This window comes from Streptomyces sp. NPDC001920 (genome assembly GCF_053594495.1).
Genome location: NZ_JBSFEP010000002.1, coordinates 279,676 through 293,546 on the forward strand (window position 1 = coordinate 279,676; position 13,871 = coordinate 293,546).

Genomic DNA, 13,871 nt, shown 5'->3' on the forward strand with positions numbered 1-13,871 from the left:
GAGTTACGGGTCGTCGGTCCACGGGAAGCGCTCTGCCTTCGCGAACCGGCGACTGATGCCGAATGGGACGGTCCGTAGCGCCGACCCGAACCCTAACCCTGAAGTTTAGGGTTACCAGTGTGTCTGTTCCTTGAAGTCTTCTGAACAGGACACTAAGTCGACAAGTGGCGCACGTTCAACGAACACGCCGAACCTCCCGTTTTTCTTTTCACCCTATGTGATCAGCCGTGTCGCTGCCCAACCAGGGTGCTGGCCTGCTCGAATGTGCGTCAACTCCCCGCTGACGCGGGGGCGGTGGGAACGCTGACGTCGAAGTACCGCGCATCCGGCGAGGCTTTCATGAGAGCGGTGAGCGTGCGAGCCTTCGCGGCACCCTTCTCGCCACTCCCCCAGGCCACGGTTCGACCGTCGCTCAACTCCAGCGAGATGTCGTCGTAGGAACGGACCTTGACGACCAGGGTGTGACGTGCGACGACCGCCGGAACGGCGCCGGCGACCCGCACCGCCTCACGCACCAGACGCCGCTCGCCGAACCGGCGCAGGCTCGCGGCTGCGGAGCTGGACCGAGCCGGCGTCAATTCCAGTGCGGGCACGCCTTTCGGAGGCTCAGGAACCGTGGCGAATCGGACACCTTCATCGTCCACTTCGACGAACTTTCCGCCGCTTTGGACAATCAGAACCGGAGTACGCTCCATCACTTTCAAACCGATTCCATGTGGCCAGGAACGGACCACATCAACCGCGTCAATTCGGGGCAATTTCCGGCGCAATCGTGCCTCGATCGCATCGGTGTCGACGGAGACCAGCGGTGCCCCGACCGGGACGTCGGCCGCCTCCCGGACCTGAGCGGGGGTCAGCACGCGGGTGCCGGACACGGACACACGCTCGACGCGCAGCCACTGGGAGCCGTACAGCAGCCAGACGGAGCCCACGCCGAGGAGTGCGAGCACCACCGCAAAAATGATCATCGTACGAAGGCGTGGCAGCCTCAACCTCCGCCGGGGAAGGGGCGGGTCGGACGACTCCTGCTGGCGTTCACCGCGCTCGGCGGTCGTCGGTCCGGCCACGCTCCCTGCCCTCCGTCATACGGTTACTGGCGGCGGTGCGAGGCGATCGCCTCGTACACCATGCCGACGAGCAGGTCGTCGGCGTCCCGGCGGCCGAACTCGCTTGCCGCGCGGGACATCTCGTACAGCCGGTGCGGGTCGGCGAGCACGGGCAGGACGTTCTGCTGCACCCACTCGGGGGTGAGGTCCGCGTCGTCGACCAGCAGCCCGCCGCCGGCCTTGACCACCGGCTGGGCGTTCAGCCGCTGTTCGCCGTTGCCGATGGGCAGCGGGACGTAGGCGGCCGGGAGTCCGACGGCGGAGAGTTCGGCGACGGTCATCGCGCCCGCACGGCAGAGCATCATGTCGGCCGCGGCGTACGCGAGGTCCATCCGGTCCAGGTAACTTACCGGGATATAGGGGGGCATTCCCGGCATCTGCTGCACATGCGGCAGTTCGTTCTTCGGGCCGACCGCGTGCAGGATCTGGATGCCGGCCTGCTGGAGCCACGGCGCGACCTGCTGGACGACCTCGTTGAGGCGGCGGGCGCCCTGGGAGCCGCCGGAGACCAGCAGCGTCGGCAGGTTCGGGTCGAGCCCGAACATCGCACGGGCCTCGGGGCGCACGGCGGCCCGGTCGAGGGTCGCGATGGTCCGGCGCAGCGGGATGCCGATGTAGCGGGAGTTGCGGAGCTTGCTGTCCGGGGTGGAGACGGCGACCTGGGCGGCGTAGCGCGAACCGATCTTGTTGGCCAGGCCGGGGCGGGCGTTGGCCTCGTGGATGACGATCGGCACACCGAGGCGCTTGGCCGCGAGGTAGCCGGGCAGGGCCACGTAACCGCCGAAGCCGACCACGCAGTCCGCCTTGGTGCGCTCCAGGATCTGCTCGGTCGCCTTGATCGTGCCGCGCAGCCGGCCCGGGACGGTGATCAGCTCGGGCGTCGGCTTGCGCGGCAGGGGTACTGCGGGGATCAGCGCGAGCTCGTAGCCCCGCTCGGGTACGAGCCGGGTCTCCAGGCCGCGCTCCGTGCCCAGGGCCGTGATCCCCACGGTCGGGTCCTGCCTGCGCAGGGCGTCCGCGAGGGCGAGCGCGGGCTCGATGTGGCCGGCGGTCCCCCCACCGGCGAGTACGACATGCACCGAAATTCACCGCTCTCCGGACGAACGCGCCGCCGAGGCACGCCGTCGCATCGTGTTCCATCTCCGAGGCTCCCGGCCGGAGCCGGAGCCTCCCGCACGCTTTTTACCAAAGCGGGGTTGCCGCATAGAAAGCGCCGCCCGCGCAGCGGGCTCGTCACGCGCGAAGGCGATCAGCAGCCCGATGGCGAACATGGTCGGCAACAGGGCGGAACCACCGTAGGAGAACAGCGGGAGGGGGACGCCGGCGATCGGCAGCAGACCGAGCACCGCACCGATGTTGACCACCGCTTGCGCGGTGATCCAGGTGGTCACGCCTCCCGCGGCGTACCTCACGAAGGGGTCCTCCGTGCGTCCGGCCACGCGGATACCCGCATAGCCTAGAGCCGCGAACAGGGCGAGCACCGACAGCGTCCCCGCCAGGCCCAGTTCCTCACCGGTGACGGCGAAGATGAAGTCGGTGTGGGCTTCGGGTAGTTGGCCCCATTTCTCCACACTCGCACCGAGCCCGGAACCGAAGATCCCGCCCGAGGCGAGCGCGTAGATGCCGTGCACGGCCTGCCAGCAGGAGTCACCCGGACCGGGGTCGGTGGCACCGAGGCACTGCAGGCGGGCCATGCGGTTCTCACTGCTCTGGATGAGGAGCACGCCGATCGCTCCCGCGACCGACAGCACCCCCACGAACAGCCGGGTCGGGGCCCCGGCCAGCCACAGCAGGCCGAACAGGATCGCCGACAGGATGATCGCGGTGCCCATGTCGCCGCCGAGCATGATCAGCCCGAGCAGCATGAAGGCGACCGGCACGAGCGGCACCAGCATGTGCTTCCACTGCGACAGCAGCCTCTTGTCCTGCTTGCGGGCGATCAGGTCGGCGCCCCACAGCACGAGCGCGAGCTTGCCGAACTCGCTGGGCTGGATCTGGAAGGAGCCGCCGAGGGCGATCCAGTTCTGGTTGCCGTTGACCGCGACTCCTATCCCGGGCACCTGCACCAGTGCCATCAGGAAGACGGCACCGGCGAGGATCGGGTAGGCGAGCGCCCGGTGCAGCTTCACCGGCATCCGGGAGGCGGCGAACAGCAGACCGGCGCCGATCACCGCGGCCAGGAGCTGCTTGCGGAAGAAGTACGACCCGCCGAGCGACATCTGCAACGCGGTGATCTGCGAGGCCGAGTAGACCATCACCAGGCCCAGCACCGTGATCAGCAGGCTGCCGCCGAGGATCAGGTAGTACGCGGTCAGCGGCCGGTCCCAGGCCCGGTTCGCACGTGTGTAGAACCGTCGTACGGCGTTGTCCCCCGGTGGCCTGGCAGCCACCGGGCGCCGGACGGCCCGCTGTGCGGGAGGGCCCCCCGTACGGCTACCGGGCATCCGCGCTCACCGCCTCACCGTGGGAGTACGTACCGTCCAGCCACTTCCGAGTCACGCGTCCCTCCACATTACGGCGGGGGTCCCGTAGCACCCGCAGTGGCCGAGACCCGGCGTCAGGCGCCCGCGCCGAGTTCGCGAACCGCCTCCGCGAACGCGTCACCGCGCTGGTTGTAGTTGGCGAACATGTCCATCGAGGCACAGGCGGGGGCGAGGAGCACCGTGTCACCGGGCCGGGCGAGCCGCTTCGCCTCCTGGACTGCCGCGAGCATCGCCCCAGTGTCGGTCCGGTCGAGGTCGACGACGGGTACTTCCGGCGCGTGTCGCGCCAGGGCTTCACGGATGAGGGCGCGATCCGCGCCCATGAGCACGGCTCCGCGCAGCCGCTTCGCCGCCTTGGAGACGAGTTCCTCGAAGACGGCGCCCTTGGCGAGGCCGCCCGCGATCCAGACGATGGAGTCGTACGCCGCCAACGAGGCTTCCGCCGCGTGCGTGTTGGTGGCCTTGGAGTCGTCGATGTACGCCACGCCGTCCACGTCCGCCACGTGCGCGATGCGGTGGGCGTCCGGTGTGAAGGCCCGCAGGCCGTCCCGTACGGCCTTGGCGGGCACCCCGTAGGCCCGGGCGAGGGCCGCCGCCGCCAGGGCGTTGGCGATGTTGTGCGGGGCCGGCGGGTTCACGTCGGCGACCTCGGCGAGCTCCTGGGCGTTCTTGTGCCGGTTCTCGACGAAGGCGCGGTCGACCAGGATGCCCTCGACGACACCGAGTTGGGACGGGCCGGGGGTGCCGAGGGTGAAGCCGATGGCCCGGCAGCCCTCCTCGACGTCGGCCTCGCGGACCAGGTCCTCGGTGGCCTTGTCGGCGACGTTGTAGACGCAGGCGACGCGGTTGCCCTCGTAGACACGGCCCTTGTCGCGGGCGTACGCCTCCATGGAGCCGTGCCAGTCGAGGTGGTCCGGGGCGAGGTTGAGGACGGCGGCGGAGTGGGCGCGCAGGGAGGGCGCCCAGTGCAGCTGGTAGCTGGACAGCTCCACGGCCAGGACGTCGTACTCCTCGTCGCCGAGCACCGCGTCCAGGAGCGAGACCCCGATGTTGCCGACGGCCGCCGTGCGCAGGCCCGCCGCCTTCAGGATCGAGGCCAGCATCTGGACGGTCGTGGTCTTGCCGTTGGTGCCGGTGACGGCCAGCCAGGGCGCGGCGTCGGGGCCGCGCAGCCGCCACGCCAGTTCGACGTCGCCCCAGACGGGGACGCCGGCCTGCTCGGCGGCGGCGAACAGCGGCTTGTCCGGCTTCCAGCCGGGCGCGGTCACGATCAGCTCGGTGCCGTCGGGCAGGGTCGCCCCGTCGCCGAGGCGGACGGTGATGCCGAGCGCCTCCAGTTCGGCCGCCTGGGCACGCGCGCGTGCGTCGTCCCCGTCATTGACGACGGTGACCTCGGCGCCGAGGCCGTGCAGCACCTTGGCCGCCGGGATCCCGGAGACGCCGAGCCCGGCGACGGTGACGTTCTTTCCCTGCCAGTCGGTCACTTGTCCGCTGCCCATCCCGCGTAGAAGAGGCCCAGTCCGACGATCACACAGATGCCCTGAATGATCCAGAAGCGGACCACGACGAGTACTTCGGACCAGCCCTTGAGTTCGAAGTGGTGCTGGAGTGGCGCCATGCGGAAGACGCGCTTGCCGGTGAGGCGGAAGGAGCCGACCTGGATGACCACCGACATGGTGATGAGCACGAACAGGCCGCCGAGGATGGCGAGCAGCAGCTCGGTGCGCGAGCAGATCGCGAGACCGGCGAGCGCGCCGCCGAGGGCCAGCGAACCGGTGTCGCCCATGAAGATCTTGGCGGGCGAGGTGTTCCACCACAGGAAGCCGAGGCAGGCGCCCATCAGCGCGGAGGAGACGACGGCGAGGTCGAGTGGATCACGGACCTCGTAGCAGGCGTTGGGGTTGGGCAGGATCTGCGCGTTGGCGCAGGACTCCTGGAACTGCCAGACGCCGATGAAGGTGTAGGCGCCGAAGACCAGCACGGAGGCACCGGTGGCGAGGCCGTCCAGGCCGTCCGTCAGGTTCACGCCGTTCGACATGGCGAGGATCATGAACAGCGCCCAGACGACGAACAGCACCGGGCCGATGGACCAGCCGAAGTCCTGCACGAAGGAGAGCTTGGTGGAGGCCGGGGTGTTGCCCCGGTTGTCCGCGAACTGCAGGGAGAGCACCGCGAAGGCGATACCGCCGAGCAGCTGGCCGGCCATCTTGGCCTTGGCCCGAAGACCCAGCGAACGACGCTTGACGATCTTGATGTAGTCGTCCAGGAAGCCGACCAGACCCATGCCGGCCATCAGACCGATCACCAGGATGCCGGAGAAGGTCGGCGGCTTGCCCGTGATCAGCTTGGACAGGAAGTACGCGGCGATCGTCGCCAGGATGAAGGCGATACCACCCATGGTCGGCGTACCGCGCTTGCTGTGGTGCTCGCGCGGGCCGTCGTCACGGATGTACTGGCCGTAGCCCTTGCGGGCCAGCAGCTTGATGAGCAGCGGGGTGCCGACCAGGGTCAGGAACAGACCGATGACCCCGGAGAACAGGATCTGATTCATCATCGGGCGGCAACCTCACCCTCGGTACCGCCCGCGAGCAGCGCCTCGGCGACGCGCTCCAGACCGACCGAACGGGACGCCTTCACGAGTACGACGTCCCCCGGGCGCAACTCGCTGCGCAACAGGTCGACCGCCGCCTGTGCGTCGGACACGTGCACCGACTCCTCACCCCACGAACCCTCGTTATATGCGCCCAGTTGCAGCCAGGACGCTTCCCTGCCCCCGACCGCGACGAGCTTGCTGACGTTGAGCCGGACGGCGAGCCGTCCGACCGCGTCGTGCTCGGCGAGCGCCTCGTCCCCGAGCTCGGCCATCTTGCCGAGCACCGCCCACATACGGCGTCCCTTGCCCATGGCCGCCAGCGCGCGCAGGGCTGCCTTCATGGACTCGGGGTTCGCGTTGTAGGCGTCGTTGACGACCGTCACGCCGTCCGGGCGCTCGGTGACCTCCATCCGCCAGCGGGAGAGGGAGCCCGCCTCGGAGAGCGCGGTGGCGATCTCTTCCGCGGACATGCCCAGCTCATGGGCGACGGCGGCCGCGGCGAGCGCGTTCGACACGTGGTGCTCACCGTACAGGCGCATCGTCACATCGCTTGCACCGGAGGGTGTGTGAAGGAGGAAAGCAGGCTGTCCGCTGTCCGTGAGTCTGACGTTCTCGGCGCGTACGTCCGCTTCGCCGGACTCTCCGAAAAGGATCACCTTCGCCTTCGTACGGGACGCCATGGCCCGTACGAGGGGATCGTCGGCGTTGAGGATCGCCGTACCGTCCTGCGGCAGGCTCTCGACGAGTTCGCCCTTGGCCTGCGCGATCTGCTCGCGGCCACCGAACTCGCCGATGTGGGCGGTGCCGACATTGAGGACGAGGCCGACCTTCGGGGGCGTCAGATCGGCGAGGTAGCGGATGTGGCCGATGCCGCGGGCGCCCATCTCCAGGACGAGGAACCTGGTCTCGTCGGTGGCGCTGAGGGCGGTGAGCGGCAGCCCGATCTCGTTGTTGAGCGAGCCCGGCGTCCACACGGTGGGGGCCTTGCGCTGGAGGACCTGGGCGATCAGGTCCTTGGTGCTGGTCTTGCCCGCCGAGCCGGTCAGGGCCACGAGGGTCGCGCCGAGCCGGCGTACGACATGGCGGGCGAGGGCGCCGAGGGCCTTCTGGACGTCCGCGACGACGATCGCGGGCACGCCCACGGGGCGGGACGCGAGGACGGCCACCGCACCGGCCGCCACGACCGCCGACGCGTAGTCGTGGCCGTCCACCCGCTCGCCGACGAAGGCGACGAAGAGGCTGCCGGGCTCCACTTCGCGGGAGTCCCGGACGACGGAGCCGGTGACCTGGACGGCCGGATCCGGTATGTCGTACGTCTGCCCGCCGACGACTTCTGCGATCTCGGCGAGAGAGAGGGCGATCACAAGTTCATCCCTGGGTCTTCTGGATAGCTTCGCGAAGCACCTGGCGGTCGTCGAAGGGACGGACCACCCCGGCGATGTCCTGGCCCTGCTCATGGCCCTTGCCCGCGACCAGCACGGTGTCGCCGGGCTCGGCACGGGCGACGGCCGCGGCGATGGCGGCGGCCCGGTCCTCGAAGACCTGCACCTCGCCGCGCTCGTGCGAGGGCACCGAGGCCGCGCCCTGGAGCATGGTCGCGAGGATCGCGAGGGGGTCCTCGGAGCGGGGGTTGTCGGAGGTCAGTACGGCGGTGTCGGCGAGCCGGGCCGCGGCGGCGCCCATCGGGGCGCGCTTGGTCGCGTCGCGGTCCCCGCCGCAGCCGAGCACGATGTGCACCCTGCCCTCGGTGACCTTGCGCAGGGCCTTGAGCACCGACTCGACGGCGTCGGTCTTGTGGGCGTAGTCGACGACCGCCAGGTAGGGCTGGCCGGCGTCCACGCGCTCCAGGCGTCCGGGGACGCCCGGTACGGCGGCGATGCCGTCGGCGGCGGCCTGGGGGTCGAGACCGGCGGCGGCGAGGGCGACGATGGCGGCGAGGGTGTTCGCCACGTTGAAGGGGCCCGCGATCGGCGACCTGGCGGCGATCCGCTCGCCCTCGGGCCCGATCACCGTGAACGTCGAGTCCATGGGGCCGATCTCCACGTCCTCGGCACGCCAGTCGGCGTCGGGGTGGCCCTCGGCCGAGAAGGTGACGACCGGGACGCCGGCCTCCTTGGCGAGCCTGCGGCCGTACTCGTCGTCGACGTTGACGACGCCGAGTCTGCTGCGTTCCGGCGTGAACAGCTGTGCCTTGGCCCGGAAGTAGTCCTCCATGTCGGAGTGGAACTCCATGTGCTCCGGGCTGAGGTTGGTGAACACCCCGATGTCGAAGACGCAGCCGTCGACCCGGCCGAGGACCAGCGCGTGACTGGAGACCTCCATGGCGACCGCCTCGACACCGCGTTCGCGCATGACGGCGAACAGGGCCTGCAGGTCGGTGGCTTCGGGGGTGGTGCGCTCGGACTTGATGCGCTCGTCACCGATGCGCATCTCGACCGTGCCGATGAGCCCGGTGGAGCGGGCCGTCTTCAGACCGCCCTCGACGAGGTAGGCGGTGGTGGTCTTGCCGGAGGTGCCGGTGATGCCGATCTGGAGCAGGTCGCGGCCGGGGTGGCCGTAGATCGTGGTCGCCAGTTCTCCCATCCGGCCCCGCGGGTCCTCGACGACCAGGACCGGCAGCCCGGTCGCGGCGGCCCGCTCGGCACCGGTCGGGTCGGTCAGCACGGCGACCGCGCCGAGGCCGGCGGCCTGCGTGACGAAGTCGGCGCCGTGCAGGCGGGCACCCGGGAGGGCGGCGTACAGGTCACCGGGGCGGACGGCACGTGAGTCATGGGTGATGCCCGTGACCTCGACGGCCTTGCCGGCGCCGTCCGGCGTGGCGGCACCCACCTGGTCGGCGAGTTCCGCGAGGGGTGTGGCGGAGACCTGCGCCGGCCTGGGCGGCCCGGGATACGTCACGGGATGCCCCTTCTGGGTGGTTTGGGACTGATCAGCGTGTGGCACGGCGGTGAGCGTACCGGGCGCACCCGCCTGTGAGCGAAGTGAGGTGCGGGCGGTGCCCTGGTTCCCGGGCTCGGGGGTGATCGTTGTCACGAGGTGGTTCCTGGCTGCTCGGTGCTGATCAGGGTGGTCAGGGCCTGTAGCCGACCGGGAGCTTCGCGGGCTTGGCCCCGGTCGGCGGGACCTGGAGGGTCTTCAGGGCGAACTCCATGACTTTCTTGTAGATGGGCCCGCAGATCTGGCCGCCGAAGTAATTGCCCGCGGTGGCGTTCTGGATCGCGCAGTAGACCGTGATCCGGGGCTTGTCCGCGGGCGCGAATCCGGCGAACGAGGAGGTGTAGCCGCGGTATCTGCCGGTGGCCGGATCCACGCGGTTCGCCGTACCCGTCTTGCCCGCGACCCGGTAGCCCGGGATGCGCGCCTTGGTGCCGGTGCCCTCCCGGTCGTCCACCACCGACTCCAGCATCCGGGCGAGGGTCTTCGCCGTCCTGGCGCTGACGACCCGCGTCTTCCTGGGCTCCGGCGCGGGAGTGAACTGCCCGTCGGGTCCCTTGGTGCCGCGTACGAGCGTCGGCTCGATGCGTACGCCGCCGTTGGCGACCGTGGAGTAGACGGAGGCCGCCTGCATCGCGTTGATGGACACGCCCTGGCCGAAAGGAATCGTGTACTGCTGCGAGGTCGACCAGGTGTCCGGGGCGGCGAGGATGCCCGCGGTCTCGCCGGGGAAGCGGAGCCCGCTGGGGCTGCCGAACCCGAACTTGCGCAGGTAGCCGTACAGGACCCGGTTGGCCTGCCGCTGGGTCTTGCCCAGCTGGCCGGTGGCCAGGATGGTTCCGATGTTGCTGGACTTGGCGAGCACGCCGTTGAGCGTGAGGTACCAGGTCTCGTGGTCGATGTCGTCCTTGAAGGCCCGGTCGCCGCGGTGCAGCCGGTTGGGCACGACGACATGGGTGCCGGGCGTGGCGACGCCCTCCTCCAGTACGGCGGCCATCGAGATGACCTTCGCGGTGGAGCCGGGCTCGTAGGCGTCCTGGACGGCGGCGTTGCCCATGTTGGCGCTGCTGGCCTCGGAGAGGTCGTTCGGGTCGAAGCCGGGCGAATTCGCCATCGCGAGGATCTGGCCGGTGCGGGTGTCCTGGACGATCACATAGCCGCGATCCGCCTTGGACTTCCTCACCTGCTCGCTGATCGCGTTCTGGGCGGCCCACTGGATGTCGCGGTCGATGGTGAGCTCGACGTCGCTGCCGGGCACGGCCGGCGTCTCGGTGGAGTTGACCGTGGGCACCTGGCGGCCGCCGGACTGGGCGTAGCGGATCTCGCCGTCCTTGCCGGACAGCCGGTTGTTCAGCTGCTGCTCGATGCCGCCGCCGCCCTTGCCGTCGGCGTTGACCCAGCCCAGTATCCCGGCGGCGAGGTCGCCGTTCGGGTACACGCGCTTGCTGCTGGCGACCGACAGGACACCCGCGAGGACGTTGACCGTGCCCTTGTCCTTCTCCGCCTTGGTGCCCAGCGCGTTCTTCAGATCCTTGATCTGCTTCCAGACCTGCGGGGTCTGGCGGCTGGCCAGCAGGGTGTAGCGCAGGTTCTTGTTCTCGGGCCGCAGCTTCCTGACGATGGCGTCCTGCTCCTGGCCGAGGATCGGCGCGAGGAGGGCGGCGGCCTGTTCGGGGCCGTCGTCGATCTTCAGCTGTTCGCGGCTGAACAGCGTCGGGTCGGCCGTGATGTCGTACGCGTCCACGCTGGTCGCCAGCGCCACGCCGTTGCGGTCGGTGATCCCGCCGCGCTCGGCGGCCAGGGTGTAGCCGACGTACCGGTTCTTCTCGGCCTTGGCGGCGTAGGTGGCGGCGTCGACGCCCTGCACCTGGAGCAGCCGGACGACGAAGGCGAGCAGGACGAGGGTCAGGGCCAGGCCGATCATGCGCAGCCGGGGGCGGGGGCTGCCGAGCCGGATGACGCCGGAGGCGCCGGGGCGAGGCCGTGCCGGGCGGCGGGCCGGGCGGGCGCCGGGCTCCGGACGCCGCTGGGCACCGCCGGAGCGGGCGCGCCTCGCGGGGCCGGGTACGCGGCGGCCGGGCGGTTGCCTTGCTGAGTTATCGACCACTTCCGTCACCTGCCGGGCGTCGGGTACGGGGAGGACTGGGCGAGCGGGGTCGGCTGCTGGGCGGAGGGCGCGTAGCCGGGGTCGGCGGTGGTCCCCGGCGACGGGTACGCGGACGCGCCGGAGGGCTGCGGGGTGGGCACGGGCTCGGTGGCCGGCGGTGCCGTGGGTTCGCTGACGAGGGCCTCGGGGGCCAGGACAGTGCTGTACGCGGAGTCCTGGTCGGCGGGGGCGGGACTGGGGACGCCCTTGACCTTGCCGTCGGGGCCGAGGAAGGCGGGGTCGCCGCCGGGGACCATGCCGAGTTCGCGGGCGCGGCGCTGGAGGGCGTCCGGGGCGGAGTAGGCGTCGATGTCCCGTTGCAGGGACTGCTCCTCGTCGGTGAGGGCCTTGGTGTCCCGCCGCAGGTCCTCCAGCCGGAACGCGCCCTCGCTGAGGGCGGAGTTCAGCACGAGGAGCCCGATGAGGCCGCCGCCCAGCAGGAGGACCACGAGGAGGACGAACGGGGTACGGGCGGCCCTGGCGCGCCCCGCGGGGATGAGCCGCGCGAGCCGGGCGGCCCGCCCCCTCAATTCGGGTTTCCTGCTCACTCGCCCTCCCGAGTCCGGTTCTCCAGCTCATCGGTGTGCATGCCGGACCCGGGCGCCCGCCCCTGCCTCGTGCCCCTCATTCGATGGACTCCCTGATGCGCTCGGCCCCGCGCAGACGCGCCGGTGCCGCGCGCCGGTTCTCTGCGACCTCTTCCTCGGTGGGAAGTTCGGCACCGCGCGTCAGCAGCTTGAGCCGCGGCTGGTAACGCTCGGGGACGACGGGCAGTCCGGGCGGCGCGGTGGAGGTGGCGCCGGCCGCGAACACCTGCTTGACCAGCCGGTCCTCCAGCGAGTGGTACGACAGGACGGCGATCCGCCCGCCGACGTCGAGCGCCTCCACGGCGGCCGGGATCGCCCGCTCCAGGACGGAGAGCTCGCCGTTGACCTCGATGCGCAGCGCCTGGAAGGTGCGCTTGGCCGGGTTGCCGCCCGTGCGCTTGGCGGCCTGGGGCAGGGCGTCGCGGATCAGCTCCACGAGCCGCGCGCTGTTGCTGAACGGCTCCTTCTCCCGCTCCCGCACGATCGCGGCCACGATCCGCTTGGCCTGCTTCTCCTCGCCGTACGCGCGCAGGATCCTGACGAGTTCGCCGGCCGGGTAGGTGTTGAGGACCTCGGCGGCGCTGACGCCGGTGGTCTGGTCCATACGCATGTCGAGGGGGGCGTCCTGGGCGTAGGCGAAGCCGCGGTCGGCCTCGTCCAGCTGCATGGAGGAGACGCCGAGGTCGAACAGGACGCCCTGCACGCGCGCGATGCCGAGCCTGTCCAGGACGTCCGGGAGCTCGTCGTAGACGGCGTGCACGAGAGTGGCGCGCTCGCCGTACGGCGCGAGCCGCTCGCCGGACAGCCGCAGGGCCTCCTTGTCGCGGTCGAGGGCGACCAGGCGGGCCTCCGGAAACTGCGTCAGGAGAGCCTCGCTGTGGCCGCCGAGGCCGAGTGTGCAGTCGACGACCACCGCTCCCGGCCGCTGCAGCGCGGGGGCCAACAGGTCCAGGCACCGCTGGAGCATCACCGGGACATGTCGACTCTGGCTCAAGGGGCCCTCTCAGATCCGGCGGGCGCCGCACGCACCGCCGGGTCCCCGCCCGCTCGTGAAGGGGAGGCCTGCCGGCGCCGGAAGCGTCAGCCGACCGGGAGCGGGAGGAGGCCGAGCCGTACGTACGCGCCGCGCACGCGGGGAGACCTCCGGAAAATCACCGGGGTCTTCGGGGAAAAACAGTCCAGCAGGGAGAGTCGCCTCCCGCTTCGCGTCACTTTAGTCCACCGTGTCTCGCGGTCAATCAACCGGCCTGCGCGTCGCCGATTCGGGTTCGGACGAAGCCGCGCAGCGGGTGAAATCGCTCGTATGGGCGCACTCACGCCACCCCTGTGGGTTAGCTCACAACCAGGCCCAATGGCCTTCTTTGTCCCGCCTCACCGCGCGACCGTCCGGGAGGTGACCAGTAACGTCATGGGTATGACGACATCTGCATCGGTTCCCGCCGGCACCCAGGGTGCGATAGCCGACCGCGGCACGGTCACCGACCGTCTCGTCGAGGCGAACGAGCGATACGCCGCCGCTTTCTCCGATCCCGGCATGGACGCCCGCCCCGTCCTGCACGTCGCCGTGGTCGCCTGCATGGACGCCCGTCTCGACCTGCACGCCGCGCTCGGTCTGGAACTCGGCGACTGCCACACCATCCGCAACGCCGGTGGCGTCGTGACCGACGACGTGATCCGCTCGCTCACCATCAGCCAGCGCAAGCTCGGCACCCGCAGCATCGTGCTGATCCACCACACCGGCTGCGGTCTGGAGGCCCTCACCGAGGACTTCCGCACCGAGCTGGAGCTGGAGGTCGGACAGCGGCCCTCGTGGGCGGTGGAGTCCTTCCGGGACGTCGACCAGGACGTACGCCAGTCGATGCAGCGGGTGCGCACCTCGCCGTTCCTGCTGCACACGGACGACGTGCGGGGCTTTGTCTTCGACGTGAAGACGGGCCTGCTGCGCGAGGTCGACCCGGCCTGACCGGCCGCGGTCCCGCCCTGCACGAAGACGCGCGGACCCACGCGACCACCCGCCGCACC

At 70.5% G+C, this 13,871-nt stretch carries 11 protein-coding genes; 1 reads left to right on the forward strand and 10 read right to left on the reverse strand.

Features of this window, described 5'->3' with window-relative positions:
* Positions 1–269 precede the first annotated feature (269 nt).
* The 10 genes from ACWCPI_RS03840 to rsmH form a co-directional block, all read right to left on the reverse strand.
* On the reverse strand, positions 270–1,067 hold the full coding sequence (locus ACWCPI_RS03840) for a cell division protein FtsQ/DivIB (RefSeq protein ID WP_451036572.1): 798 nt from the start codon (positions 1,065–1,067) through the stop codon (positions 270–272).
* A 23-nt stretch (positions 1,068–1,090) separates the two neighbouring features.
* Positions 1,091–2,185, reverse strand: a complete 1,095-nt coding sequence (murG, locus tag ACWCPI_RS03845; protein ID WP_451036573.1) for an undecaprenyldiphospho-muramoylpentapeptide beta-N-acetylglucosaminyltransferase — start codon at positions 2,183–2,185, stop codon at positions 1,091–1,093.
* Between the two features lie 6 nt (positions 2,186–2,191).
* Positions 2,192–3,550 carry a putative lipid II flippase FtsW gene (gene ftsW, locus ACWCPI_RS03850; protein WP_451036574.1) on the reverse strand — a complete coding sequence of 453 codons (1,359 nt, stop codon included), beginning with the start codon at positions 3,548–3,550 and terminating at the stop codon, positions 2,192–2,194.
* 113 nt (positions 3,551–3,663) lie between these two features.
* The gene (gene murD, locus ACWCPI_RS03855; protein ID WP_451036575.1) at positions 3,664–5,088 is read right to left on the reverse strand and encodes a UDP-N-acetylmuramoyl-L-alanine--D-glutamate ligase; all 1,425 of its coding nucleotides are present in this window, start codon (positions 5,086–5,088) and stop codon (positions 3,664–3,666) included.
* Positions 5,070–6,143 carry a phospho-N-acetylmuramoyl-pentapeptide-transferase gene (mraY, locus tag ACWCPI_RS03860; RefSeq protein ID WP_019755615.1) on the reverse strand — a complete coding sequence of 358 codons (1,074 nt, stop codon included), beginning with the start codon at positions 6,141–6,143 and terminating at the stop codon, positions 5,070–5,072. Before mraY ends, murD begins: the two co-directional genes overlap by 19 nt.
* Complete coding sequence (locus ACWCPI_RS03865; protein WP_451036576.1) at positions 6,140–7,546, reverse strand: UDP-N-acetylmuramoyl-tripeptide--D-alanyl-D-alanine ligase; 1,407 nt, start codon at positions 7,544–7,546, stop codon at positions 6,140–6,142. Before ACWCPI_RS03865 ends, mraY begins: the two co-directional genes overlap by 4 nt.
* Positions 7,547–7,550: 4 nt before the next feature.
* Positions 7,551–9,080, reverse strand: coding sequence for a UDP-N-acetylmuramoyl-L-alanyl-D-glutamate--2,6-diaminopimelate ligase (locus ACWCPI_RS03870; RefSeq protein ID WP_451036577.1), 1,530 nt, complete (start codon positions 9,078–9,080; stop codon positions 7,551–7,553).
* A 172-nt stretch (positions 9,081–9,252) separates the two neighbouring features.
* On the reverse strand, positions 9,253–11,232 hold the full coding sequence (locus tag ACWCPI_RS03875) for a peptidoglycan D,D-transpeptidase FtsI family protein (protein WP_451036578.1): 1,980 nt from the start codon (positions 11,230–11,232) through the stop codon (positions 9,253–9,255).
* Positions 11,229–11,810 (reverse strand): hypothetical protein, encoded by a 582-nt coding sequence (locus tag ACWCPI_RS03880; protein ID WP_451036579.1) that lies wholly within the window; start codon positions 11,808–11,810, stop codon positions 11,229–11,231. The genes ACWCPI_RS03875 and ACWCPI_RS03880 overlap by 4 nt, the downstream gene beginning before the upstream one ends.
* Before the next feature lie 76 nt (positions 11,811–11,886).
* Positions 11,887–12,843: a 16S rRNA (cytosine(1402)-N(4))-methyltransferase RsmH gene (gene rsmH, locus ACWCPI_RS03885; protein ID WP_451036580.1), complete on the reverse strand. Its 957-nt coding sequence runs from the start codon at positions 12,841–12,843 to the stop codon at positions 11,887–11,889.
* A gap of 420 nt (positions 12,844–13,263) precedes the next feature.
* On the opposite strand from rsmH, the gene ACWCPI_RS03890 reads away from it, so the two are divergent.
* Entirely contained in the window at positions 13,264–13,812 is a 549-nt protein-coding gene (locus ACWCPI_RS03890) for a beta-class carbonic anhydrase (RefSeq protein ID WP_451036581.1), read from the forward strand.
* Positions 13,813–13,871: the final 59 nt, after the last annotated feature.

Coding starts and splice junctions, on each gene's coding strand:
- murD (WP_451036575.1), bottom strand. CDS start 5,088: ATGGGCAGCGGACAAGTGACCGACTGGCAGGGAAAGAACGTCACCGTC.
- mraY (WP_019755615.1), bottom strand. CDS start 6,143: ATGATGAATCAGATCCTGTTCTCCGGGGTCATCGGTCTGTTCCTGACC.
- ACWCPI_RS03890 (WP_451036581.1), top strand. CDS start 13,264: ATGACGACATCTGCATCGGTTCCCGCCGGCACCCAGGGTGCGATAGCC.
- ftsW (WP_451036574.1), bottom strand. CDS start 3,550: ATGCCCGGTAGCCGTACGGGGGGCCCTCCCGCACAGCGGGCCGTCCGG.